Here is a 22,637-nt window from a genome sequence, read left to right as displayed (position 1 = left end):
TGTTAACGCTCAAGAGGCGTAATCGGATCCCTCAGAGTCCAGAATTTTCTTTAACTCAGACAAGTGGCGGGCATCCTGTTCGGGATAGCTTTCGAGTTCCTGAGCTGTTTTCTCGGCGATCTCGTCGGACAGCACATTGAGCGGCTGACCGGTTTGCAACGCGCGGATGTAGGTCTCGGCGGCGCGTTCGAAGTAATACAGGCGGTTGAACGTGTCTGCTACCGTGTCGCCGATGACCATCACGCCGTGGTTGCCCATGATCATCACCTTCTGCTTTGGATCGGTGCAAAGCTGCGCACAGCGTTCGCCCTCTTCCTCGAAGGCAAGACCGCCATACTGCGTGTCGATCACGTAGCGATTGAAGAACGTGGCGCAGTTCTGGTCGAGTGGGGGCAGGCGCGGGTCTTGCAGGCAGGCCAGCACCGTGGCGTGGATCGAGTGGACGTGCATTGCACAGCGTGCATGGGGACAGTGACGGTGCAATCCGCCGTGCAAACCCCAAGCGGTCGGGTCAGGTGCATTGGGGCCCTTCAGCGTTTCAGGGTCGTTCGCATCCACGATCAGCAGGTCGCTCGCTTTGATACGGGAAAAGTGCATTTGGTTGGGGTTCATCAGGAACCGTGTGCCGTCGTCATTGATCGACAGGCTTAGGTGATTGGCAACGGCCTCGTGCATGTTGAGCCGTGCGATCCAGCGGAAAGCGGCTGCAAGATCAACGCGTTCCTGCCAATGCTCCATATTTGGAGCGAGTTGCGTAACGGACATGGAAGCCTCCTGTGTTTGGGATCAAAGCAAGCCTTTCCCAACGTAAAGTCAAGCAGTGTGATATTGGTGTAGGGGTGTCAAAGTGGTCGCGACGGGACCCAAGCATAGCCGTCCGGACACAGCAGGAAGCATTCGCGAAGCCCGTGAGGTTTGTCGGTTGGCGGTTGCAGGACGGTGAAGCCGACTGTGTCGGCGCGTTGGGCTGCGTCGTCTGGGTCTGTGTCGAAGAGATGAATCTGAACCCCGGCGCCACGCGGCGGATTTTCTGGCAAAAGGTTTAGCAGTGGATGCTTGGCGTAGGTTGCGTCGGTGTGGAGTTGGAACACTTGTTGCCCATATTGCAGGATGGCGAAATCGCGTGAGGCCTGAAAGGCGCGCATTCCGAACAGCGTGCAAAGACCTTCGGTTTGCGCCAGCACATCGCGCACCAGCAGGTTCAATCCAATCCCGCGCAAGGATGCGCCGAACTCGGGCGCGGACACAGTTTCATAGTCCATGTGCATGCCTCATAGAAAAAGTCAGCAGTGCTGACCATTTCTCCAGCTTGATCCCACCCACGCAAGCTGTCAACCTGCGCGCGAGGCAGGCGCAAGACCAAGAAAGGCCCGGGATGCAGGACCGTTCCATCAATCTCGATGTTATCTCACCAGAGACCCCGGAGCCCGAGCGTTTCGACGATGCGAAGGCGGCGGTAGACCGGCTGTGCACGCTCTATGCGCAGTCCACGCAGTTCCTGTGCGACAGCTTTCAAACTGCGATGAAGCAGGGTCATCCCGGCGTGCGCTACCGCGCGTTTTACCCAGAGGTGCGGATCACAACGACCAGCTTTGCCAAGGTCGACAGCCGGTTGAGTTTCGGTCACGTGGCGCATCCCGGAACGCATGCGGCCACCATCACGCGGCCTGACCTGTTCCGTCACTATCTTGAACAGCAGCTGTCGCTGTTGATGGGCAATCACGGTGTTCCGGTCGAGGTGGGTGTTTCGGACACCCCTATGCCGGTGCATTTTGCTGTGGCGAACGATGCAACGATCACAGTGCCCCAAGAAGGGGCGGCGGACTTTATTCTGCGCGACGTGTTTGACGTGCCTGATCTGGCGACGACAAACGATGACATCGTCAACGGTGTGGCCAAGCCTGCGCCGGATGGAACAGAGCCTTTGGCGCCGTTTACTGCGCAGCGTGTGGATTATTCTCTGGCGCGGCTGTCGCATTACACGGCGACCGACCCGCATCATTTCCAGAACCATGTTCTGTTTACCAACTACCAGTTCTACGTGGCCGAATTCGAAGCCTATGCGCGGGCACAGCTTGCCGATCCGGACAGCGGCTACACGAGCTTTGTCAGCACCGGCAATGCCGAGATTTTCGAGGTGGACGCGCCGCTTCCTGCGGTCGACAAAATGCCCCAGATGCCGACCTATCACCTCAAGCGCAAAGGTGGGTCGGGGATCACTTTGGTAAATATCGGGGTGGGGCCGTCGAACGCCAAGACGGCGACAGATCATATCGCCGTTCTGCGCCCTCATGCATGGTTGATGGTCGGACATTGCGCGGGCCTGCGCAATTCGCAAAGCCTTGGCGACTTCGTGCTGGCCCATGCTTATCTGCGCGAGGATCGTGTGCTGGATGACGATCTGCCGGTCTGGGTGCCAATCCCGGCCTTGGCCGAGATCCAGATCGCGCTGGAACGCGCTGTGGCTGCCGAAACGCAGCTTGAGGGATATGACCTCAAGCGCATCATGCGGACTGGCACTGTGGCCAGCGTGGACAACCGCAACTGGGAACTGCGCGACCAACGTGGTCCGGTGCAGCGTCTGAGCCAAAGCCGGGCCATTGCGCTCGACATGGAAAGTGCCACGATTGCCGCCAACGGTTTTCGCTTTCGGGTGCCCTATGGCACGCTTCTGTGTGTTAGCGACAAGCCTTTGCATGGCGAATTAAAGCTGCCCGGCATGGCGTCTGATTTCTACAAAACACAGGTTGCGCGGCACCTGATGATCGGGATTCATGCGATGGAACACCTGCGAGAGATGCCGCTTGAGCGCATTCACAGCCGCAAGCTGCGCAGCTTCGAGGAAACCGCGTTCCTGTAGGCGATTCTGCCTTCGCGACATCGAATGGCGGTTTCGTCCGACTTAGGGTGTGACAAAGCTGTGGAAATCGGCTGAAAAAGGCGAAAAACGTCGGGTAATCGCCTACCAACCGTTGTGTTTCCTCGCAATATACGGTTAGTTTTTCACCACGAGGCCCAAGATCGGGCAGTTAAGGAGACCACGAAATGGCGAAACCAATGACCAAGACCCAGCTTGTGGCCGCTCTGGCCGAAGAAATGGGCAGCGACAAGAAAACCGCCGGAGCAGCACTGGACGCAGTGACCAACATCATCACCAAAGAAGTGTCTGGTGGCGGTGCCGTGACGCTTCCCGGTGTCGGCAAAATCTACTGCCGCGAGCGCCCGGAGCGCATGGTGCGCAACCCTGCCACTGGCGAGCAGTTCAAGAAAGAAGCCGACAAGGTGGTCAAGATGACCATTGCGAAGGCTCTCAAGGATAGCGTGAACGGCTGATCCGACCTCCAGACTTACCTTGAAGGCCGCTCGTCAGAGCGGCCTTTTGCATTTCAGAGATCAAGTTTTTGGCCCAGCCGGAGTGCTGTGTTCTTCGTGCAGGGCGGTATCGAGTTTGCCTTCCTCTAGGCCTTCGTTCTTCCACAGCGGCACGCCCGTCGATACAACCGAGCGGCCCATCATGTGCGCACCGATGGGCGCAGTGAGAAGGATGAAGAGAACGATGGCAATCACCCGGATGATGATGTCGGATGTGCCAAAGATCACGGCGCTGGACAACAGGATCAACCCGCAGGCCAAGGTGCCGATCTTGGTCGAAGCGTGCATCCGCAAAAGCACGTCTGGCAGGCGTAGCAAGCCAAGCGCGCCAATCACGGCAAAGAACCCACCAAGGATGATCAGGGAGCCGGCGACAACTTCAATCATGACGTGACCTTTCTCTGGAGCGTTCAGTGTTGCGTTCGGCAAAGCGGGCAAGGGCGACTGTCGCGAGGAAACCGACAAGGGCCAGCACCAGTGCCACGTCCAGAAACGCCGGGGTGCCATAGCGGATGGCAGCGAGGCCGCAGAAGGCGACGATGGCCACCGTCATGAAGTCAAGGGCGACGACCCGGTCCTGAAGGCTTGGCCCCTTGATCAGACGGACAAAGGCCAAAACGACCGAGATCACGATGCACATAAAGCCGATCTCAAGGCTGATTTCTAGAAATCCATCCATCACGCGCCCTCCACGGCATCAATCACCCAACGCTCCATCCCGTCCTTCAGGCTTTTGCGCAGGGCATCGGGATCGTCGGCAAACATCGCATGTACCAGCAGCGTCTTGCGGTCCTCGCTCACATCAAGGCTGAGTGTGCCGGGCGTCAGTGAGATCAGGTTTGTGACCAGCAGGATGCCCGTATCGGTTTTCACGTCGAGCGGCACCTCGATGATTGCGGGACGTGACCGGTGGCGCGGAGTGAGCACGTCGATGGCGACCGCGATGCTGGAGACGATCAGTTCATAGTGGAACATGATCACAAGCTTGATCCATGCGGCCACACGTTTGAAATAGCTGCTTGTCCCAATCAGCGGTTGGATCAGCCACAACGCACCATAGCCGATCACAAAGCCAGTGATGAGGCCAACGAGGGACACCGAGCCGGTGAACGCAACCCATGCGATGGCGAGGATGATGTTCAGTCCAAAGGTGTTCATGGCTGTTCTCCCAGCACCGCGGTGATGTAGGCTGTCGGGTCAAGAAGTTGCGCCGCAGAGGCCTCGGCGAATTGGACGAAAGGTTCAGGCATCACGCCGATGATGACGGTCAGCACAGCGAGCCCGGCAATTGGGATCAGCATAGCAGCACGGTCTCGGCTGGACAGTGACGACAGTTTCGGCTCGATCCCGTCGGGATGCGGTTCCCAGAACGCCTGCGCCCAGATCTTGGTCATCGAGTAGATCGTGAGCAGACCCACAGCCAGAGCGATGCCCGCAATGATCCAGCCCTGCACATCCAGCGCAGCCTTGACCAACAGGAACTTGGCCCAGAAGCCCGAGAGCGGCGGGAAGCCTGCGAGCGAGAAAGCAGGGACGACAAAGAGCACAGCCAGAAGGGGTGCCGATTTGTAGAGGCCTCCGATCCGCGAAAGCTCTGTCCCACCGGCGATCCGTTGCGCGACGCCTGCGATCAGGAACAGGTTTGCCTTCACCACGATATGGTGCACGAGGTAGAACACCGCGCCGACGATGGCGAGTGGCGTCAGCAGGGCAAGGCCAAGGATCATGTAGCCGATCTGGCTGACGATGTGGAACGACAGGATCTTTCGCATGTCGGATTGTGCGGCCGCGCCCAGAACGCCGACCACCATGGTCAGGCCCGCGACCCAAAGCAGGATCGTATGAGTGAAGGCGGTGTCATGGTCGAACACCAGCGTGAACATGCGCAGGAGGGCGTAGACGCCGACCTTGGTCAGCAATCCGGCAAACACCGCCGAGACCGAGAAGGCAGGCGTGTGATAGGAGGCGGGCAGCCAGAAGAAGAGCGGGAACACGGCAGCCTTGACCCCGAAGGCAATCATGAAGAGGACTGCGACGATGGTCAGCAGGCGTTGGTCCGCATCGTCCACAGCAGTTGCCAAATCGGCCATGTTAAGCGTGCCGGTCATGCCATATAGCAAGCCAATACCAGTCAGGAACATGATCGTGGACACGAGGTTCAGCGCCACGTATTTCACGCCGCCGTCGATCTGCTCGGGCCGTCCGCCCAGCACCAGTAGGCCGAAAGACGCAATCAGCATCACCTCGAACCAGACGTAAAGGTTGAAAAGGTCGCCGGTGATGAACGCGCCGACCACACCGGCGATCAGCATGTTGAAAAGCGCGTGGTAGCCCAAACGCTCCATGCCTTCGTCCACATCCGCAATGGCGTAGATGGATACGGCAACGGCAACGATTGCGGTGATCAGGACCATGACGGCAGACAAAAGATCCGCCACCAGCGTGATGCCAAACGGTGCGGCCCAGCCGCCCATTTGCCCGGCAATTACGCCATCGCGTAGGACCGTGTTCATGAGCATGATCGACGCGAACAGCAGCACCGCTGATCCGGCCACGGAAATCCAGCGCCCCAGCGGGCTTTTTCGCGTCAGGAACGCGAGGACCGCCGTCAGAAACGGAACAACGATCGGAAGTGCGAGAAGCCAGCTCACTTTTGTGCCTCTTCAGGTTCGGCCAGGCGCATGTTGTCTGGCGTCAGGGAGTTCAGTGTGGTCCACGCCCGGAAGACGAGGACGATGGCGAAGGCGAAAAGGCCAAAGCCGATGACGATGGCGGTCAGGACCAGTGCTTGCGGCAGCGCGTTGGCCACATCGACCAGTGGAGCATCAGCACCTTCGGGGATCAGCGGAGGTGCGCCATCGGTCAGGCGACCCGAGACAAAGATCGTCAGGTTGGCTGCGTTTGAAATCAGGACAAGGCCAAAGATGAAGCGCAGAAGGTTGTTCGATAGCATAAGATAAACCGCTGCCGACACCATGACGCCGACGGTTATGGCAAACAGGAATTCCATCAGATTTCCTCCTCCATGGCGAAGACAAGGGTGAGGATTGACCCGAACACCACGAGATAGACGCCGATGTCGAAGACCAGAACGGTCGACAGGGGCAGGCCCTTGTCGGTTTCGGTTGCTCCGATGAAAAGCCATTGACCGGTGAAAAGCGCATCACCGAAGAGTGCCGCGAACAGGCCTGCCAATAGTGCGATGCCCAAACCCCACATGGCGATGGTTTGCGGCAGTATGCGCAACGCAGCGCGGGCGTCCTGAGTGCCGCAGGCGATGGCGTAAAGAACAAACCCGGTCGCTCCGGTCAGTCCGCCGATAAAGCCGCCACCCGGTTCGTTATGTCCGCGCAGCATCATGTAGAATGAAAACACGAGCAGCAGACCGGCAAGGTAGCGCGTGCCGACGCGTAGGATGACGGAATTCATTTTTGGTCTCCTTTGCGTGTTGTGCGCAGCAGCGCGTAGGCTGACAGGGCGGCGATCACGACCACCGCGATCTCTCCGAATGTGTCGAGTGCGCGGAAGTCCACGAGGATGACGTTGACGATGTTGCGCCCGTAGGCTTCGGGCCAGCTTGTCGCTTCGAAGTAATCGGTCAGACGCAGATCAAGTGGGCTAGAGACGACGGCGATCAGGATCAACGAAACGGATGCGCCCACGGCAATCGACAGTGCCGCGTGGCTCAGTCGGAACTCGGCCTTAGGCAGCGACGGCAGGCGCAGCATCACCACCGCCACCAGCACCACGACCAGCGTTTCGACAAGCAACTGCGTGATGGCCACGTCGGGCGCGCTGAACACGATAAAGATCAGCGCGATGCCGATGCCAACCACACCTAAGGCTGCGATCCCGGCGATCCGCGAGTTGGTGACAAGCGCCAGAAGTGCGCCTGCAATGGTCAAAAGCGCGATAGAGGTGTGCTTCCACTCCACATCCGACAGATCGACGGCGATCAATGGCATGCCAGTGTAGACCAGAGTCAGCAGGATACCTGCTGCAATGGTCAGGAAGGTTGCGAAAAGATAGCTGGTGAGTTTGCCGTTTTGCACCAGCAAGGTTTGCCACTTTGCAAACCCCTTGAGCCCGTCAAGGAACCGATCCCAGCCGTGATCTAAGTTCGGGATTGCCTGGAAACCCTGTTCGAGCTTTGCGCGCAGTTGGACATGGAACTTATAGAACAGCAAGCCCAATACAAAGGTTGCGATGCTGAGGAACAAGGGAACATTGATGCCCGCCCAGAGCTTGAGCTCTTTCGCTTCGCCGACTTCGCCCGTCAGCGAAATCACGGTTGGGTTGATCAAAGCGACTTGCAACAGGTCCGGGTAAATCCCGAAAACCGCGCCAAGGCTGGCAAGAATGATCGGACCAGCCCACATCTGCCAGGGTGCTTCGCGTGGGGCTTGACCGGACGGGACGCCACCCTGCCAGAACGGTCGGAAGGCCACGACCCCCGCGACAGCAAGCATGAGTGCGTTCGATAGCAGCGCCGCGCCAGCCACGAACAGAGGTTCAGAGGCAACCGCGATCGCACCCGCGTATTTCAGTTCTTTGCCGATAAAGCCAAGGAATGGTGGGAAGCCTGCCATCGACAGCGCGGCAAGGGCTGCTGCAACAGCGGTGATCGGCATGAGCCGACCCAGACCGCCAAGGTGATCGGTCTCGCGGGTGCCAGTGGACAGATCAATACAGCCGACAACAAGAAAGAGCGACGCTTTGTAAAGCGAATGCACGATCAGGAAGGTCGCGAATGCGGTCATCGCATAGCCGGACTCCTGCCCAAGAAACAGCGTCAGCGTGCCAAGCGCCATGAGCGTGGTGTAGGCCAGAGCCTGCTTGAGATCTGTCTGGCGCAGCGCCAGCAGACTGGCAAATACGGCAGTCACAGCGCCAAAGATCGTCAGCGTCCAAAGCCAGACATCGGTGCCCGACATCGCCGGGTGCATCCGCGCCATGACATAGACGCCCGCCTTGACCATCGTGGCCGAGTGCAGGAATGCACTGACCGGTGTCGGGGCGGCCATCGCGTTGGGAAGCCAGAAGTGGAACGGCACCTGCGCCGATTTGGTGAACGTGCCTGCCAGCAGCAGGATCAGGATCGGCAGGTACATGGCGTGCTCTTTGAGCGCGCTGCCCTGCGCAATGATGCCGGAAATGCTGGTTGTGCCGGACGCTGCGGCCAAAAGGATCAACCCGGCGAGAAAGGCCAGACCACCCGCGCCGGTGACGAACAGCGCTTGCAACGCGTTACGGCGGCTTTTCTCGGCTTCATGCGAAAACCCGATCAGCATGTAGGAGGTGAGTGTCGTCAATTCCCAGAAGACGAAAAGCAGGATCAGGTCGTTGGCCAGGACAAGCCCCAGCATGGACAGCATGAATGCGGTCAAGAACAGGGCAAACCGGGCGTATTGCGGATGCCCGGCAAGGTATGTGTTGGAATAGAGCAGCACCAGCGTGCCAATGCCGGAAATCAACAATGAGAAGGTCAGGCTCAGACCATCCACAAGGAACGCCAGCTCAATCCCGAGGGAGGGAATCCAAGGGATCGAGACCCGGATCACCTCGTTTGCGGCGATCGTCGGCATGAGCGACACGAAATAAGCAAAAATCGCACCGGCAAACAGGACCGGGACAATCCCGGTCAGACCGTTGCCGCGTGTGTCGGTGGGAAATCCGCTCGCCATCAGTGGATACCTCCTGAGGGTCTTGCGCCGATCGGTGTGGCAAAGCCGGGGGCTTTTGCGGTCAGGACCGAGCAACTCACATGGTTGAGAATGGTTTCGGCGGTATTGCCGATGAACAGCCCGGCCACCCCGGTACGGGTCAGGGTGCCCATGACGATGGTGTCGATACCTTCAGCTGTGACATGTTCCGGGATTGCATCCGCTGCAACCCCCTTAATGTGTAGAACACGCATGATGTCATCGAATTCGGCATAGGCTGCCACAAGTTCTTGCAGCCGACCCTTGCTCTCGTCTTGGGTTTGCGTGACCAAGCGGTCGATTTCGCCTTCGGGAATGTTCGCCAGCCCATGCCGCAATGTTGCTTCTTCCTGCAGGTGCCAGACGTTCATTACATCCAGCTTGGCATTGTCGTTACGGGCAAGTGACGTCGCGAGATCCATCAGCGTTCGATTAAGGCTGTCCCGATCCGGGTCGAACGGGTCAGGATCGACCGCAACAAGAATGCGCCGCGACATGGGTTCGGCCGCCGAGTTCAAGACCCAGATCGGGCAAGGACATTTGCGCAAAAGGTGCATGTCGGCACCCGGAAAGACTCTGCGTCCGGCAGCACGGTGTGCACCCTTGATTACGATATCATGCCCTTGTCGCAAGACCTGACGGATAATTTCGATAAAGGGTGTGCCGATAAGCAGCTTCGTGTCGACCGCGATGCCTTTGTCGCGCAGCTTTTGCGCCCGATCTTCGAGCTTGGCGCGGTGGACGGCAATAACTGTTTCGCCGATATCGTGGCTGCCAAGGCCGGGGATCATAGAAAAGAGACGCGACATGTCCTGCGCGCCGCCACTGTCGATTGTCGTCACCATCGTGACGCGGGCCTCATTGGCACTGGCAAGCCAGACAACACGCTCCAACGCCAGTTCAAAGGCGCTCTGTTCGTCGCATACAAAAAGAATGTTCTTGAAACGCTGCACACCATGCTCCCTTGCCCAAAAAGGTAGATAGGGTGCATTCTTTATTGACCAAATCGAAAATAATCGCAGTATTGATAGAAGTCTTCTATCAGCGAGTGCGATGATGCCCAGTTTGCAGCAACTTCGATATCTGGTCGCAGTCGCGGATCACCTGCATTTTCGCCGCGCCGCAGAAACGTGCAACGTCACGCAGCCAACCCTCAGCGCGCAAATCAAGGAACTTGAGCTGCGGCTTGGCGCCAGCCTTGTCGAACGCAGCCGTTCAAAGGTCGTGATGACCCCGACTGGCAAGGATATCGCCGAAAGAGGGCGTCGTATCCTTCGGGAAGTGGCCGAGATTCACACCATCGCAAAGTCGCGGCAAAGTGTGTTGAGTTCGGTCATTCGGATCGGTGTCGTGCAGACCGTCGGGTCGTATTTTCTTCCACTCGTGATCCCGGAGCTGCACCGGACATACCCGAAGCTGGGTCTTTATGTGCGCGAGGGTCTTCCGGATGTGCTTTTGCGAAGTCTGGAGGACGGGGTGTTGGATCTCTTGTTCTTTCCCCTGCCGGTCAATCGGGTGGATCTGGACTCTCTGTCCCTGTTCCGCGAACCGATTCAGGTCGTGATGCCCGCTGATCACCGTCTGGCAAAAGAACCGGAAATCGACCCGGTGATGCTGCGCGGAGAGACAATCCTATCGCTGGAGCCGGGACACAGACTGTATGAGCTTGTGCGCCGGATTTCGGATGATTACGGAGTGGAATTGTCCCATGACTACGAAGGCACGAGCCTAGATACCCTTCGTCAGATGGTGGCGACCGGTATGGGTCTGTCGTTGATGCCGGCGCTTTACGTCAAATCCGAGGTGGCCCATCAGGACATCGTTGTTGCGCGCCCGTTTCGGGGAACTGCCCCCTCGCGCACCATTGGAATGGTCTGGCGCAAAGGCACCTCGCGCGAGGAAGAGTTTCGGTTGTTATCCGCGCTGGTCTGCAGGTCGCTGACCGAACGCGCGCCCGAGATAACCGTACTGGGCGACGTGCCGCGCCAGTCCTGACACGCCGCGGCTTTGGCCGTTTGGATTAAGTGTACTTCAGCAAACTTTCGACAGTGCGATCCCGGCGTTTTGCTGTCGAGGCCGCCCCTTTGCTCCAATGCGCCCCGTTTTCCAGCGATGCAGGGGCTTCGAAATCGAAAGGCACCTTGGAAAGATCGCTGTTCATCATCTCGATCAATTCGAACACTGGCGCAGATGCCCTGCGCCGGGCTTCTGAGAACATCAGCGACAGGGTGATCAGACGTCTGCTGTTATAGGGTGACATGGAGAAATTGCGCCAAAGCGCAGGGAAAGATGCCCCGATGGATGAATTGTAATAGACCTCAAGGAACATGAAATCTGCTGCCTTTTCCATGGCTGGCTCCGGTAGGTCCGATTGCCATGCCTCGAAATCCTCTCGGAAACGGTCTGCCACGTCTTTGTTAAAGTCACCGCGTGGGACGATGAACAAGCGTTCGATCTGCCAATCCGCATCGCGCCATTCGGCTTCGGGCCGGAACACGTAGACGGCGCGCAGAAGGTCTGTCTGGTGACCGCGAAGAATAACATTGCCGTCAGGAACGCCTTGGATGACGCCATTCTGGTATTCCCGAGGTGGAGAGGCTGGCGCGCCATATGTCAGCTCATACGCGTGTTTGTTCAACCGAACCTCGCGCCGCGCAATCCCGAAATTCCTTTTGTCATGGACTTCGTGGTCAATTTTGCAGACCCGGCACAGCTCTGCCGCGATGGCGGCGTCTCGGCGGGTCGCATAATTGTTGATGTGGGTATAGAACTGTTTGATCTTGCTCAGATGTTCGCCGGCAAAGGCAAGCAGAAGCCTGCTGTCCATGCCGCCGGAAACTGGAAGGGAGCAAGGATAGTCCTGCGCGATGGCGCCGATATTGGCCCGCGCGGTTTCAATGATTTCGCGATATGTGTCTGTTGGGTCAGCCGGCTCTGGGGTGAAGCGGATATCTCTTGGCCAGAACCGGTTTGTCTTGAGTGTGTCGAGGTCAAGGTAGTGGTTAGGATTAAGCCTATGCACATCGGCGTCTGCCGTGTGGAACAGGGACAGTTTGCCGCCAAGATCACGGATCACATCGAAATCATATTTGGGATGTGGGCGCAGAGGGCGCTTGATGGCCAGCAAGACCGACGACGCAACATAGCCATCCTCAGCGTTGAAAACCGCCCCGATCATCCCGACGGGATCGGTGTATAGCCGCGATTGTCCGCGTGCTCGCATGACAAAGGCGTAACGCCCGGCTGCATCATCAAGATATTTTTCGAAATGGTCCCAGAAGATTTTTGACGTTTTCTTGAAAGGAAGACATACCGCTGCTGCCGACTGCTCGGCCTGCATGCCCACAGCAATCCCCAGAACGAAGCCGACCAAGGCGCCTGCGGCATCGCGCACCTCACGAACGGGGAGGTCTTTGCCGCTGTAGATATTCAGCGCATCGAGTTTGCGCGCTTCGAACCCATCAAGTGCTTCATCGGATCGGGAAATCACATATTGATAGCGAAACCGATGTTCAAATGGGCCGTACCTGAAATTCCAATGCTGCTGTGCTTGAAACATATCTGCCTGCCACTGCGATTTGTTTTTTCTTTACAGTGACACAGTGATTCGCTTGGCGAAATGCTGTTCTTCAACGCGCGATGCAAATCTGGATAGCTGTGGGATTGTATCCACGGTTGATGGCGCCGTGCATCCGCGTACCCAGTCTTTGATCTGAGCGATCATGCGGGATGCGGAGTGTCGTGTTCGCTGCGGCAGAGGGTCCTGCCTTCACGCGGAATAACACTGTGGCCACCATTCCGCTGTTGCGGGCTGCGCTCAACGGTGGAAACGCAAGACAAGCTAGGGAAATGGTGGAGCCTAGGGGGATCGAACCCCTGACCTCTTGCATGCCATGCAAGCGCTCTCCCAGCTGAGCTAAGGCCCCATTTGTGCGCGTTCAATTACGCAAAGCCGGGGGCGGGATCAAGCGCGATTCCGCCCCTTCAGCAGAAATTAATCGTCGTCGTCACTTGCGACGTCAGCGATATCGTCCAAAGACACGTTATCGTCGTCGTCATCCTCGAGAACATCATCATCGTCATCGAGATCAACATCGACATCATCGTCTTCCAGGACATCGACTTCTTCGTCCGTTTCCATCTTGGCCTTGCTTTGACGGTCTTCAGCATCAGCCGCGATCATGCGGGTCTTTCCGGTGTCAATCTCAACAACTTCGCCGGTATATGGGCTAATGATCGGATTGGCATTCAGGTCATAAAAGCGCTTGCCAGTGGTTGGGCAAACACGTTTGACGCCCCATTCTTCTTTGGGCATGGGTCATCCCCTTTATTGCGTGGTCATATCGACAATCTGCGCCAACTGCCATAACACCGAACCGGTGTCAAAGGCTTTAGGGCGCAGAGTTCATCGAGCGGCATATGGGCGTCACAACCTTTCCTGGCAACCCCGAAATTCCGTTGAAGTTGCGGAAGAACACGCGTGCCCGGCGCATGACGCTTCGAATTTCAAGAGTCGACGGCGGTGTGACCCTGACTGTGCCACGTGGCGTGTCGGAGCGGGACGCACTGGCCTTTGCTGCTGAAAAGCGGGACTGGGTCATCGGACATCTGTCGAAACAGGCCACTCCAGAACGTGTCGGGCCGGGGCAGCGGTTGGATGTTTGTGGTCAGCCGTTCGAGGTTGTTCAGGGCACTGGCCGGCGGCTTTCGGTGTCTGATGGTCGCATCTCTTTGCCCGCACCGGTCGAGACAGGACGCATCCATTTGCTGGCATGGCTCAAGGAGCAGGCGCGCGCGGAATTGACACGGGCATCCGATCACTATGCTTGTCGTTTGGGCCGTCGCTACACGCGGCTGACGCTGCGTGATACGCGGTCGCGTTGGGGGTCATGCTCATCGGCTGGCGCGTTGATGTATTCGTGGCGGTTGATCCTCGCACCCAAGCCTGTTCTCGAATATGTGGCCGCCCATGAGGTCGCGCATTTGCAGGAGATGAACCACTCGGCTGATTTTTGGCGTGTGGTTGATCAGCTTTATGGACCACATCGCGAGGCGCGGGACTGGCTGCGGCATGAAGGCCCGAAGCTGCATCGCTTCCGGTTTGATGCTTGACCCGTTCCCATGCTGTGATCACAGTTCAGTATGAGCGTTCTAACCCGCCCCACGGAACCCACTTTATCAGCGCATGATCGCGTGTATCGCGGTTTGCGGAACCGGATCATGTTCGGGCAAATGTCTCCGGGAGAACAACTTACGTTACGCGGAGTCGCACGGGAGTTTGACGTGTCGATGACGCCCGCCCGTGAAGCGTTTCAGCGGTTGGTCGCCGAAGGCGCGCTGTCGATGTCGGCATCGGGGCGGGTTTCAACGCCCGAACTGTCGAACGACCGGATCGAGGAACTTGCTGCATTGCGCGCCCTGATCGAAGTGGAACTGGCGAGCCGCGCCCTACCGCGTGCCCATCTGGCCCTGATCGATCGGCTGCAGACGATCAACGGGACGATTTCCGACGCAATCTCGAATCGGGACGCGTCGGGCTATATCCGCACCAATCTCGACTTCCATCGTACCTTGTATCTGCGTGCTCAGGCACCGGCGATGCTGGCCATGGCTGAACAGGTCTGGTTGCAGCTTGGTCCGACGATGCGCGCGCTTTATGGGCGGTTGCGGCGGACGGAAGCGCCACAATATCACAGGTTGATCGTGGCAGCGTTGAAGGCCGGGGATGAACCCGGCCTTCGCTTGGCTGTTCGGTCAGACGTGACCCAAGGTCTGCGCCTCCTGACAGGATAACCCGACGTTCAATGTGCCATGAACACCGGCACTTCGCAGGTTTCGAGCATGTTGCGTGTTGCGCCGCCCAAGATCGCCTCGCGGAAACGCGAGTGACCATAGGCTCCCATCACCACCATGTCGGCGTTGATGTCGGTCACATGCCGACGCATCACGTCGGACACGCGCGGCATCGTCTTGGACAGCACGTCGATTTCGACCTTCACCCCATGCCGCGCAAGGAACTGTGACAATTGCCCGCCGGGATCGGACCGGGTCGGCCCATGTTTGGGTGGGTCGATGACAACGATATGTGCCGACTGTGCGGCGCTGAGCATGGGCAAGGCGCTGCGCACGGCTCGCAGCGCTTCGGCGCTTTCGTTCCAGCCGATCGCAATTTTCTCGGGCAGTTTCAGCTCTGACCAGCCATCAGGCAAGACGATGACCGGGGACTGCCCTTCGAACAAAGCGCCCTCGACGACCGGCTCAAGCTCGATACCGCGATCATCGCCATACGGACGCGGAACAATCGTCAGGTCAGCAAATCGCGAATGCGAGGCGACAAAGCGGGCCACATCCGCAAGTTGGCATACCGCTTCAATGACACCCCAGCGCATGCCGCTCGAATCGAGCTGCTTTTTCGCTGAAGCCGCCATTCCCGAGGCCGCTTCACGGGCCTGATGCAGGGTTTCCTGCAGAACGGCCGCGTTCATTCCGGCGTAATAATAACCGGTTTGCGTGCGATCTACGCCTATACACAAAACATCAACATGGGCGTCCAGCGTGCTGGCGATGGACGCGGCCTGGGTAACAGTCTCAGTCAGATGGGCCTGATCGGTGGCGACGGCCAGAATCGATTTGAAAGACATGTGTGACTCCCTTGGATGTATTTCCCACTGGCCTCACATTCGACTGAAGTCGCATGAAGCGCTTTGACACCCATCAAACAAGTCCCGCAATTCTATTGATGCAGATCAAGGATAGGTTTGTTCAAGTTTCGCATTAAGGGCCCAGTCTGAAAACCGCCTGCGCGGCAGCCGAATCGTGCAGGTACGACGAAGGGACAAAAAATGTTGAACTATATCAAGCTGATCGCGCTTGGTTTGATCACGCTCTTTGCGATGATTGCTGCAAGCTATGCGCGCGATTTAGCCTATCAGGTTCACGCCATTCTTATCATGGCGGTATCTGCCGGGCTCTTCCTATGGACGTTGCGGAACACCGATGAACCGGTGCCGGCGGCCGTTCTTGAAACAAGCTACATGGACGGTGTGATCCGCTACGGCGTAGTCGCAACGGCGTTCTGGGGTGTGGTCGGGTTCCTTGCGGGAACCTTTATCGCGTTTCAGCTCGCGTTTCCGGCGCTGAACTTTGATTGGGCGCAAGGCTATGCGAACTTTGGACGTCTGCGCCCGCTACACACATCTGCGGTGATTTTCGCGTTTGGCGGCAACGCCTTGATCGCGACATCGTTCTACGTGGTGCAACGGACCAGCGCCGCGCGTCTTTGGGGCGGGAACACGGCTTGGTTCGTGTTCTGGGGCTATAACCTGTTTATCGTTCTGGCGGCGACGGGGTATCTGCTGGGCGCAACTCAGTCCAAGGAATACGCCGAACCGGAATGGTATATCGATCTTTGGCTGACCATTGTCTGGCTGGCGTATCTGGCGGTTTTCCTCGGCACGATCATCAAGCGTAAAGAGCCGCATATCTATGTGGCCAACTGGTTCTTCCTGTCTTTCATCGTCACGGTCGCGATGCTGCATGTGTTCAACAACCTCAGCATTCCGGTCTCGATCTTCGGCTCCAAGTCGGTTCAGGTCTTCGCAGGCGTTCAGGATGCCATGGTGCAGTGGTGGTATGGCCACAACGCCGTGGGCTTCTTCCTGACCGCGGGCTTCCTCGGCATGATGTACTACTTCGTTCCCAAGCAGGCGGAACGCCCGGTCTTCAGCTACAAACTGTCGATCATCCACTTTTGGGCGCTGATCTTCCTGTATATCTGGGCTGGTCCGCACCACTTGCACTACACCGCTCTGCCGGATTGGGCGTCGACCCTCGGCATGGTGTTCTCAATCGTTCTGTGGATGCCCAGCTGGGGCGGCATGATCAACGGTCTTATGACGCTGTCGGGCGCATGGGACAAGCTGCGCACCGACCCGGTGATCCGGATGATGGTGATCTCGCTTGGCTTCTACGGCATGTCGACCTTCGAAGGACCGATGATGTCGATCCGCGCAGTGAACTCGCTGTCGCACTACACCGACTGGACCATTGGTCACGTGCACTCCGGCGCGCTTGGCTGGAACGGCATGATTACTTTTGGTGCTCTGTACTTCCTCGTGCCCAAGCTCTGGAACCGTCAGCGGCTTTACAGCCTGAGCATGGTCAGCTGGCACTTCTGGCTCGCCACCATCGGTATCATTCTCTACGCGGCCTCGATGTGGGTCACGGGGATCATGGAAGGCCTGATGTGGCGCGAAGTCGATGCAAACGGGTTCCTTGTAAACAGCTTTGCCGACACCGTAAGTGCCAAATTCCCGATGTACGTGGTGCGTGCTCTGGGTGGGGTCATGTACCTCGCTGGTGCGCTGATCATGTGCTACAACCTGTGGATGACTGTTAAGCGCAGCCCGGCGAAAGATGCCGTGGCCAGCTCAGCAGCTGTCGCGGCCGAATAAGGAGGCTTGGACAATGGGTATTCTTGACAAGCACAAGGTTATCGAAACCAACGCGACACTGTTGCTGGTCCTCAGCTTCCTTGTCGTGACCATCGGGGGATTGGTGCAGATTGTGCCGCTCTTCTATCTCGAAAATACCATCGAAGAAGTGGATGGGATGCGTCCCTATACGCCTCTCGAATTGGCGGGACGGAACGTTTACCTGCGCGAAGGTTGCTATGTCTGCCACAGCCAGATGATCCGCCCGATGCGCGACGAGGTTGAACGCTACGGCCACTACTCACTGGCGGCAGAGTCGATGTACGACCACCCGTTCCAGTGGGGGTCCAAGCGGACCGGACCGGACCTTGCCCGCGTCGGTGGCCGCTACTCGGACGATTGGCATGTCGATCACCTGCGCGATCCACAGTCTGTTGTGCCGGAATCGGTGATGCCGAAATATGGCTTCCTCGAAACGACGCTTCTGGAAGGCGAACATATCGGCGACGTCATGGCGACCAACGCGTTTGTCGGTGTGCCATACACTTCGGAGATGATCGAAGCAGCGCGTGCAGACTTCCGTGCGCAAGCTGATCCGGACAGCGACTTCGACGGTCTGCTTGAGCGGTATGGCGAAAGCGTGAATGTGCGCAACTTTGACGGTCAACCGGGCGTGTCAGAAGCAGATGCTTTGATCGCCTATCTGCAAGTGCTGGGCACAATGGTCGACTTCTCGACCTTCACCCCAGACGCAAGCCGCTAAGGAGGAAACTATGGAAACCTATTCTTTCCTTCGAGCCTTCGCTGACAGCTGGATGTTGCTCGTCCTGTTCCTGTTCTTTGTCGGGGTCATCTTTTGGGCCGTGCGCCCCGGCAGCAACAAGACACATCGCGACACAGCCAACATCCCGTTTCGCAATGAAGACAAACCCGCCGCATCCAAGGAGGCGAGGCCATGAGTAAGAAAGACGACGATCTTGATTATGAAACCACCGGTCACGAGTGGGACGGGATCAAGGAATATAACAAACCTCTGCCGCGCTGGTGGCTGTGGACCTTCTACGCCTGTATCGTGTGGGGCGTGCTGTATTCGATCGCGTACCCGGCATGGCCCGGTATCAAATCTGCAACGCCTGGGCTTCTTGGGTTCTCGACCCGCGCCGAGGTGGCCGAAGACATCGCACGGTTCGAAGAGGCCAATGCCGGGATCAACGCGCAGCTCGCCTCTGTCGAATTGACTGAGATCGCACAGGATGCAGACCTGAACCAGTACGCCCAGAACGCGGGTGCTGCGGTGTTCCGCACATGGTGCGCCCAGTGCCACGGATCTGGTGCGGCTGGTGCCAAGGGCTATCCGAACCTGCTGGACGACGACTGGCTCTGGGGTGGGGATATCGAGGCGATCCACGCAACCATCGCGCATGGGATCCGCAACGAAGAAGACCCTGACGCCCGTTGGTCACAGATGCCTGCTTTCGGCGAAATGCTGGCGGAAGACGAGATCAGCCAAGTGGTCAACTATGTGATGTCGCTCTCAGGTGAGCCGCAAGACGCCTCTATGGTGGCTGCCGGTGAGACCGTGTTCCTCGACAACTGCGCCGCCTGCCATATGGACGACGGAACAGGTGACCGTTGGCAGGGTGCACCGAACCTGACGGATGCGATCTGGCTCTATGGTGGCGATTACGCGACCCTGACCGAGACAGTGACCTATTCGCGCTTTGGCGTGATGCCGCCTTGGACAGAACGTCTGACAGAGGCCGAAATCCGCGCTGTGGCCAGCTATGTGCATGGTCTCGGCGGCGGCGAAGCCCCGGTCGAATAACCCCATACCATCTGGCTTTCGGGCCAGATGGGAAAGCGCCGGTTCCTCTTTCTGTTCGCGCGTTTCGAGGCACTGGCGCTTTTATTTTGACAGGCTGATTATCGTCTGCCACCGCGCCACGGCCACCGCCCGGCGCGGTTTTTGTTTGCCTGCCCGTGCCAGATACGCGGCGGCTGATACACAACCGGATCGATCACCGCCAATCCTCCCACCGCTTCGGTCCGTCCTGTGCGCGCAGATCTTCGCGATACCATGATTTGGGCATCGATGGCTGGTAACGGCTCGGGGATACGCCGCTTGCCCGGAAGAACGTTTTTGCAAATGTGGTGAACATGTCGGTCTCCTGTGATCTCTGTGTTCCTGCGCTCATACTTGCGTTTTGATGCAGCAGATGCGACTCAGGGATAAATCCAACGTGTAAGGTGAGATTACATGGTTGATTGGTCCCGGCTACCATCGCTTTCCGCCCTGCGGGCGTTTTGCGCTTTTGTCCAAACCGGATCAGTGACGGATGCTGGGACTGCGCTCAATGTCAGTCATGCCGCCATTTCCCAGCAACTGCGCAGTCTTGAGACTCATCTTGGAACCCCCCTGTTCGACCGATCCAGCCGCGCTTTGGAGCTGACTGACGACGGGCGCGACCTTGCTCGCGCATTGGAAGACGGGTTCACCAGAATTGCCGCTGGCGTCGAAGCGTTGACAAATGCGGATGCTCAAAGACCGCTCAACGTGGGGTGCACGCCGACCTTTGCCAGTGCGTGGTTGATGCCGCGCCTTGGCAGTTTCCAGATGGAACACCCGGGCATCGACATGATCGTCACGCCAAGCCCGGTTCTGACAGACCCATCCCCCGGCGGCATCGACGTTGCGATCCGCTATGGCTCGGGTGGTTGGGCCGGGCTTGAGTGCGAACGTTTGATCGACTCATCGCTTGTGGTCATCGGAGCGCCGTCACTGTTCAAAGGGACTGCGCCATCCGAACCGCGTGACTTGATCGACTACCCGTGGCTTGAGGAATTGGGCACGACGGAATCTTCGGCATGGCTGACCCAGCACGGGCTTGCACATGCGAAAGTGCTGTCGCGGACCCATGTCCCGGGAAACCTCATGCTCGATGGGGCGCGAAACGGGCAGGGGGTCGCGGTGTCCACGCGAATCGCCGTCGCCGAAGATCTTGCCGCAGAGCGCCTCATCGCCGTTTTCGAAGATCGACTGGATGCCGGGTACAATCTTGTCACGCGGCCTGGCGTGCAGCGTGCCCCGCTGAAGGCGTTTTTGCGCTGGATCCGAAGGGAAGCGGTAAAAACCTGAATTAAAGATACAGTATTTGATGCAAGTCAAAGTCTGGCGCCGCTGCCCCTGAGAAAAGACGATCAAGCCAATCCGTCTTTGGGAGCCAATTCGCTCGTGTCTCAAGCAGAAAACCAAACGCCGCCGAACCTTTACGCCCCACGGGAACCGATTTTCCCCAAGCGCGTGAATGGCAGTTTCCGCAGCTTCAAATGGATCATCATGATCGTCACGCTGGGCATTTATTATGTCACTCCGTGGATCAGGTGGGACCGTGGCCCGCAATTGCCGGATCAGGCGGTCTTGATCGACCTTGCCAACCGGCGCTTCTTTTTCTTCTGGATCGAGATTTGGCCGCACGAATTTTACTTCGTCGCAGGCCTGCTCATTATGGCAGGGCTTGGCTTGTTCCTGTTCACCTCGGCGCTGGGCCGGGTCTGGTGTGGCTATGCCTGCCCGCAAACCGTATGGACGGACCTTTTCATCCTTGTCGAGCGCTGGATCGAAGGCGACCGCAACGCGCGTCTGCGCTTGCACCGGCAGGAGAAAATGGATTTCCGCAAAGCCCGCCTGCGCCTGACCAAATGGGTGTCGTGGTTCTTTATCGGCCTCGCCACCGGCGGGGCGTGGGTGTTCTACTTTGCTGACGCGCCAACGCTGCTGCGCGATCTGGTGACAGGTCAGGCGCATCCGGTGGCCTACACCACCATGCTGATCCTGACCGCGACCACGTTCTTCTTTGGTGGCTTCGCCCGTGAACAGATCTGCATCTATGCGTGCCCGTGGCCTCGTATTCAGGCGGCCATGATGGACGAAGACACGCTAACCATCGGCTACCGCGAATGGCGCGGCGAACCGCGCGGCAAGCATCGCAAGGGTGAAGGGGCCGAGCAATTGGGTGACTGCATCGATTGTATGGCCTGTGTGAACGTCTGCCCGATGGGCATCGACATCCGCGACGGGCAGCAGATGGAGTGTATCACCTGCGGTCTGTGCATCGACGCGTGCGATGATATCATGGAAAAGGTTGGGAAACCGCGTGGCCTGATCGACTATCTGGCCCTGTCGGACGAACCGCGTGAACGTGCCGGGGAAAAGCCGCGTACAGCGTGGTTCCACATTTTCCGTATCCGTACGATGATGTACACCACACTCTGGGCGCTTGTGGGCGTCGGTCTGGTCTTTGCGCTGTTTATCCGGCCAGAGATCGACATGACCGTGGCACCGGTCCGGAACCCGACATTTGTCACGCTGTCGGACGGATCAATCCGCAACACATATGACGTGCGCTTGCTCAACAAACATGGCGAAGATCGTCCATTCCGCATGTCTGTCGTCGGTCACCCCGCCTTGCGGGTTCAGCTTGAAGGCACGCCCTACGAAACCGTCAATGTGCCTGCCAACGAAACCTTTCTGCAACGCGTCTATGTGGTGGCCGCTCCGGGGTCTGATCCGGCCGAAGCTGAACGCAGCGACATTCGGTTCTGGGTCGAAGACCTGACCAATGGCGACCGCGCCTACACCGACACGATCTTCAATGGGAGAACCAACTGATGACCAAGGAATTCAAACTCACCGGCTGGCACGCGTTGGCAATTTTCGGCGGCTGTTTTGCGGTCATCATCTCGGTCAATCTGGTGCTCGCCTATTCTGCGGTGAAAACCTTTCCGGGGCTTGAGGTGAAGAACTCTTATGTCGCCTCGCAGAGCTTTGATGCGCGTCGTGCTGAGCAGCAATCTCTGGGCTGGGAGGTGTATGCCGAAGCCAAGGGCGGGCTGCTGATCCTGAGCATCAAGGACGGCGAGGGCAAGCCTGTGCAGGCTGGAACGCTCAATGCTGTTCTTGGCCGGGCAACCCATGTTCAGGACGACCGTACACCGGATTTCGCTTTTGACGGTCGGGCGTATGTGGCGCGTGAAACACTGGCCCCAGGCAACTGGAATATCCGCATGAAAGCCACATCGCTGGACGGCGTTGCCTTTGAACAGCGCGTTGTCCTTCACGTCGAAAGCTGAT

At 58.2% G+C, this 22,637-nt stretch carries 26 protein-coding genes and 1 tRNA gene; 12 read left to right on the top strand and 15 right to left on the bottom strand.

The window, feature by feature from the left end; translation table 11 throughout:
* Positions 1-9: 9 nt before the first annotated feature.
* Together ACK3EW_RS16060 and ACK3EW_RS16055 are read right to left on the bottom strand one after the other, a co-directional pair.
* Positions 10-765, bottom strand: a complete 756-nt coding sequence (locus ACK3EW_RS16060) for a class II aldolase and adducin N-terminal domain-containing protein (RefSeq protein ID WP_493806973.1) — start codon at positions 763-765, stop codon at positions 10-12.
* A gap of 77 nt (positions 766-842) precedes the next feature.
* Positions 843-1,262 carry a VOC family protein gene (locus ACK3EW_RS16055; protein ID WP_493806972.1) on the bottom strand — a complete coding sequence of 140 codons (420 nt, stop codon included), beginning with the start codon at positions 1,260-1,262 and terminating at the stop codon, positions 843-845.
* Positions 1,263-1,375: 113 nt separating this feature from the next.
* On the opposite strand from ACK3EW_RS16055, the gene ACK3EW_RS16050 reads away from it, so the two are divergent.
* Complete coding sequence (locus tag ACK3EW_RS16050) at positions 1,376-2,860, top strand: AMP nucleosidase (RefSeq protein ID WP_493806971.1); 1,485 nt, start codon at positions 1,376-1,378, stop codon at positions 2,858-2,860.
* Between the two features lie 185 nt (positions 2,861-3,045).
* A complete protein-coding gene (locus ACK3EW_RS16045) occupies positions 3,046-3,333 on the top strand; it encodes an HU family DNA-binding protein (protein ID WP_085628352.1) in 288 nt (95 codons plus the stop codon).
* A 60-nt stretch (positions 3,334-3,393) separates the two neighbouring features.
* Here ACK3EW_RS16045 and mnhG read toward each other — a convergent pair whose 3' ends face one another.
* From mnhG to ACK3EW_RS16005, 8 genes are read right to left on the bottom strand one after another with little or no spacing between them, the layout of a single operon-like run.
* The gene (mnhG, locus tag ACK3EW_RS16040; protein WP_493806970.1) at positions 3,394-3,759 is read right to left on the bottom strand and encodes a monovalent cation/H(+) antiporter subunit G; all 366 of its coding nucleotides are present in this window, start codon (positions 3,757-3,759) and stop codon (positions 3,394-3,396) included.
* Positions 3,752-4,051, bottom strand: coding sequence for an MrpF/PhaF family protein (locus ACK3EW_RS16035; RefSeq protein WP_493806969.1), 300 nt, complete (start codon positions 4,049-4,051; stop codon positions 3,752-3,754). The genes mnhG and ACK3EW_RS16035 overlap by 8 nt, the downstream gene beginning before the upstream one ends.
* Positions 4,051-4,530, bottom strand: coding sequence for a Na+/H+ antiporter subunit E (locus ACK3EW_RS16030; protein WP_493806968.1), 480 nt, complete (start codon positions 4,528-4,530; stop codon positions 4,051-4,053). The genes ACK3EW_RS16035 and ACK3EW_RS16030 overlap by 1 nt, the downstream gene beginning before the upstream one ends.
* The gene (locus ACK3EW_RS16025) at positions 4,527-6,023 is read right to left on the bottom strand and encodes a Na+/H+ antiporter subunit D (protein WP_493806967.1); all 1,497 of its coding nucleotides are present in this window, start codon (positions 6,021-6,023) and stop codon (positions 4,527-4,529) included. Before ACK3EW_RS16025 ends, ACK3EW_RS16030 begins: the two co-directional genes overlap by 4 nt.
* Complete coding sequence (locus tag ACK3EW_RS16020; protein ID WP_493806966.1) at positions 6,020-6,382, bottom strand: Na+/H+ antiporter subunit C; 363 nt, start codon at positions 6,380-6,382, stop codon at positions 6,020-6,022. Before ACK3EW_RS16020 ends, ACK3EW_RS16025 begins: the two co-directional genes overlap by 4 nt.
* Positions 6,382-6,801 (bottom strand): Na+/H+ antiporter subunit B, encoded by a 420-nt coding sequence (locus ACK3EW_RS16015; protein ID WP_439118359.1) that lies wholly within the window; start codon positions 6,799-6,801, stop codon positions 6,382-6,384. Before ACK3EW_RS16015 ends, ACK3EW_RS16020 begins: the two co-directional genes overlap by 1 nt.
* On the bottom strand, positions 6,798-9,056 hold the full coding sequence (locus ACK3EW_RS16010; RefSeq protein ID WP_493806965.1) for a putative monovalent cation/H+ antiporter subunit A: 2,259 nt from the start codon (positions 9,054-9,056) through the stop codon (positions 6,798-6,800). Before ACK3EW_RS16010 ends, ACK3EW_RS16015 begins: the two co-directional genes overlap by 4 nt.
* Complete coding sequence (locus ACK3EW_RS16005) at positions 9,056-10,027, bottom strand: universal stress protein (RefSeq protein WP_493806964.1); 972 nt, start codon at positions 10,025-10,027, stop codon at positions 9,056-9,058. The genes ACK3EW_RS16010 and ACK3EW_RS16005 overlap by 1 nt, the downstream gene beginning before the upstream one ends.
* Before the next feature lie 112 nt (positions 10,028-10,139).
* Between ACK3EW_RS16005 and ACK3EW_RS16000 the strand changes: the two genes are divergently transcribed.
* Entirely contained in the window at positions 10,140-11,069 is a 930-nt protein-coding gene (locus tag ACK3EW_RS16000; protein ID WP_493806963.1) for a hydrogen peroxide-inducible genes activator, read from the top strand.
* Positions 11,070-11,094: 25 nt separating this feature from the next.
* Here the strand turns inward: ACK3EW_RS16000 and ACK3EW_RS15995 are convergent, their stop codons facing one another.
* From ACK3EW_RS15995 to ACK3EW_RS15985, 3 genes are all read right to left on the bottom strand, one after another.
* The gene (locus tag ACK3EW_RS15995) at positions 11,095-12,633 is read right to left on the bottom strand and encodes an asparagine synthase-related protein (RefSeq protein ID WP_493806962.1); all 1,539 of its coding nucleotides are present in this window, start codon (positions 12,631-12,633) and stop codon (positions 11,095-11,097) included.
* Between the two features lie 291 nt (positions 12,634-12,924).
* Positions 12,925-13,000, bottom strand: a tRNA-Ala gene (locus ACK3EW_RS15990).
* Between the two features lie 68 nt (positions 13,001-13,068).
* Positions 13,069-13,389, bottom strand: coding sequence for a TIGR02300 family protein (locus ACK3EW_RS15985; protein ID WP_085628342.1), 321 nt, complete (start codon positions 13,387-13,389; stop codon positions 13,069-13,071).
* Between the two features lie 176 nt (positions 13,390-13,565).
* Here ACK3EW_RS15985 and ACK3EW_RS15980 point away from each other — a divergent pair, with 176 nt between their 5' ends.
* Entirely contained in the window at positions 13,566-14,186 is a 621-nt protein-coding gene (locus tag ACK3EW_RS15980; protein WP_439118363.1) for a M48 family metallopeptidase, read from the top strand.
* Between the two features lie 30 nt (positions 14,187-14,216).
* The gene (locus ACK3EW_RS15975) at positions 14,217-14,867 is read left to right on the top strand and encodes a GntR family transcriptional regulator (RefSeq protein ID WP_493806961.1); all 651 of its coding nucleotides are present in this window, start codon (positions 14,217-14,219) and stop codon (positions 14,865-14,867) included.
* A gap of 8 nt (positions 14,868-14,875) precedes the next feature.
* On the opposite strand, the gene ACK3EW_RS15970 is transcribed toward ACK3EW_RS15975, so the two are convergent.
* Positions 14,876-15,715, bottom strand: coding sequence for a universal stress protein (locus ACK3EW_RS15970; protein WP_493806960.1), 840 nt, complete (start codon positions 15,713-15,715; stop codon positions 14,876-14,878).
* Between the two features lie 201 nt (positions 15,716-15,916).
* Here ACK3EW_RS15970 and ccoN point away from each other — a divergent pair, with 201 nt between their 5' ends.
* From ccoN to ccoP, 4 genes are read left to right on the top strand one after another with little or no spacing between them, the layout of a single operon-like run.
* Positions 15,917-17,527 (top strand): cytochrome-c oxidase, cbb3-type subunit I, encoded by a 1,611-nt coding sequence (gene ccoN, locus ACK3EW_RS15965; RefSeq protein ID WP_439118365.1) that lies wholly within the window; start codon positions 15,917-15,919, stop codon positions 17,525-17,527.
* A 13-nt stretch (positions 17,528-17,540) separates the two neighbouring features.
* Positions 17,541-18,269 (top strand): cytochrome-c oxidase, cbb3-type subunit II, encoded by a 729-nt coding sequence (gene ccoO / locus ACK3EW_RS15960; protein WP_493806959.1) that lies wholly within the window; start codon positions 17,541-17,543, stop codon positions 18,267-18,269.
* Between the two features lie 10 nt (positions 18,270-18,279).
* Complete coding sequence (locus ACK3EW_RS15955) at positions 18,280-18,465, top strand: cbb3-type cytochrome c oxidase subunit 3 (RefSeq protein WP_085628336.1); 186 nt, start codon at positions 18,280-18,282, stop codon at positions 18,463-18,465.
* Positions 18,462-19,331: a cytochrome-c oxidase, cbb3-type subunit III gene (ccoP, locus tag ACK3EW_RS15950; protein WP_439118367.1), complete on the top strand. Its 870-nt coding sequence runs from the start codon at positions 18,462-18,464 to the stop codon at positions 19,329-19,331. Before ACK3EW_RS15955 ends, ccoP begins: the two co-directional genes overlap by 4 nt.
* Before the next feature lie 193 nt (positions 19,332-19,524).
* Here ccoP and ACK3EW_RS15945 read toward each other — a convergent pair whose 3' ends face one another.
* Positions 19,525-19,665: a hypothetical protein gene (locus ACK3EW_RS15945; RefSeq protein ID WP_493806958.1), complete on the bottom strand. Its 141-nt coding sequence runs from the start codon at positions 19,663-19,665 to the stop codon at positions 19,525-19,527.
* 98 nt (positions 19,666-19,763) lie between these two features.
* Here ACK3EW_RS15945 and ACK3EW_RS15940 point away from each other — a divergent pair, with 98 nt between their 5' ends.
* The 3 genes from ACK3EW_RS15940 to ACK3EW_RS15930 all read left to right on the top strand — a co-directional run bounded on the left by ACK3EW_RS15940 (position 19,764) and on the right by ACK3EW_RS15930 (position 22,636).
* Positions 19,764-20,642 carry a LysR family transcriptional regulator gene (locus tag ACK3EW_RS15940; protein WP_493806957.1) on the top strand — a complete coding sequence of 293 codons (879 nt, stop codon included), beginning with the start codon at positions 19,764-19,766 and terminating at the stop codon, positions 20,640-20,642.
* Between the two features lie 96 nt (positions 20,643-20,738).
* The gene (gene ccoG, locus ACK3EW_RS15935; protein WP_493806956.1) at positions 20,739-22,175 is read left to right on the top strand and encodes a cytochrome c oxidase accessory protein CcoG; all 1,437 of its coding nucleotides are present in this window, start codon (positions 20,739-20,741) and stop codon (positions 22,173-22,175) included.
* Complete coding sequence (locus ACK3EW_RS15930) at positions 22,175-22,636, top strand: FixH family protein (RefSeq protein WP_439118372.1); 462 nt, start codon at positions 22,175-22,177, stop codon at positions 22,634-22,636. Before ccoG ends, ACK3EW_RS15930 begins: the two co-directional genes overlap by 1 nt.
* Position 22,637: the final 1 nt, after the last annotated feature.

It is taken from the genome of Marivita sp. NO-S04, assembly GCF_059070475.1.
Note: the sequence above shows the minus strand (reverse complement) of the source record. Positions and strands in the feature narration are given on the sequence as shown.

Coding starts and splice junctions, on each gene's coding strand:
- ACK3EW_RS16030 (WP_493806968.1), bottom strand. CDS start 4,530: ATGAACACCTTTGGACTGAACATCATCCTCGCCATCGCATGGGTTGCG.
- ACK3EW_RS16015 (WP_439118359.1), bottom strand. CDS start 6,801: ATGAATTCCGTCATCCTACGCGTCGGCACGCGCTACCTTGCCGGTCTG.
- mnhG (WP_493806970.1), bottom strand. CDS start 3,759: ATGATTGAAGTTGTCGCCGGCTCCCTGATCATCCTTGGTGGGTTCTTT.
- ACK3EW_RS16035 (WP_493806969.1), bottom strand. CDS start 4,051: ATGGATGGATTTCTAGAAATCAGCCTTGAGATCGGCTTTATGTGCATC.
- ccoN (WP_439118365.1), top strand. CDS start 15,917: ATGTTGAACTATATCAAGCTGATCGCGCTTGGTTTGATCACGCTCTTT.
- ccoP (WP_439118367.1), top strand. CDS start 18,462: ATGAGTAAGAAAGACGACGATCTTGATTATGAAACCACCGGTCACGAG.
- ACK3EW_RS16060 (WP_493806973.1), bottom strand. CDS start 765: ATGTCCGTTACGCAACTCGCTCCAAATATGGAGCATTGGCAGGAACGC.
- ACK3EW_RS16045 (WP_085628352.1), top strand. CDS start 3,046: ATGGCGAAACCAATGACCAAGACCCAGCTTGTGGCCGCTCTGGCCGAA.
- ACK3EW_RS16055 (WP_493806972.1), bottom strand. CDS start 1,262: ATGGACTATGAAACTGTGTCCGCGCCCGAGTTCGGCGCATCCTTGCGC.
- ACK3EW_RS15995 (WP_493806962.1), bottom strand. CDS start 12,633: ATGTTTCAAGCACAGCAGCATTGGAATTTCAGGTACGGCCCATTTGAA.
- ACK3EW_RS15970 (WP_493806960.1), bottom strand. CDS start 15,715: ATGTCTTTCAAATCGATTCTGGCCGTCGCCACCGATCAGGCCCATCTG.
- ACK3EW_RS15985 (WP_085628342.1), bottom strand. CDS start 13,389: ATGCCCAAAGAAGAATGGGGCGTCAAACGTGTTTGCCCAACCACTGGC.
- ccoO (WP_493806959.1), top strand. CDS start 17,541: ATGGGTATTCTTGACAAGCACAAGGTTATCGAAACCAACGCGACACTG.
- ACK3EW_RS16010 (WP_493806965.1), bottom strand. CDS start 9,056: ATGGCGAGCGGATTTCCCACCGACACACGCGGCAACGGTCTGACCGGG.
- ACK3EW_RS16050 (WP_493806971.1), top strand. CDS start 1,376: ATGCAGGACCGTTCCATCAATCTCGATGTTATCTCACCAGAGACCCCG.
- ACK3EW_RS15945 (WP_493806958.1), bottom strand. CDS start 19,665: ATGTTCACCACATTTGCAAAAACGTTCTTCCGGGCAAGCGGCGTATCC.
- ACK3EW_RS15940 (WP_493806957.1), top strand. CDS start 19,764: ATGGTTGATTGGTCCCGGCTACCATCGCTTTCCGCCCTGCGGGCGTTT.
- ACK3EW_RS15975 (WP_493806961.1), top strand. CDS start 14,217: ATGAGCGTTCTAACCCGCCCCACGGAACCCACTTTATCAGCGCATGAT.
- ACK3EW_RS15955 (WP_085628336.1), top strand. CDS start 18,280: ATGGAAACCTATTCTTTCCTTCGAGCCTTCGCTGACAGCTGGATGTTG.
- ACK3EW_RS16020 (WP_493806966.1), bottom strand. CDS start 6,382: ATGGAATTCCTGTTTGCCATAACCGTCGGCGTCATGGTGTCGGCAGCG.
- ACK3EW_RS15930 (WP_439118372.1), top strand. CDS start 22,175: ATGACCAAGGAATTCAAACTCACCGGCTGGCACGCGTTGGCAATTTTC.
- ACK3EW_RS15980 (WP_439118363.1), top strand. CDS start 13,566: ATGACGCTTCGAATTTCAAGAGTCGACGGCGGTGTGACCCTGACTGTG.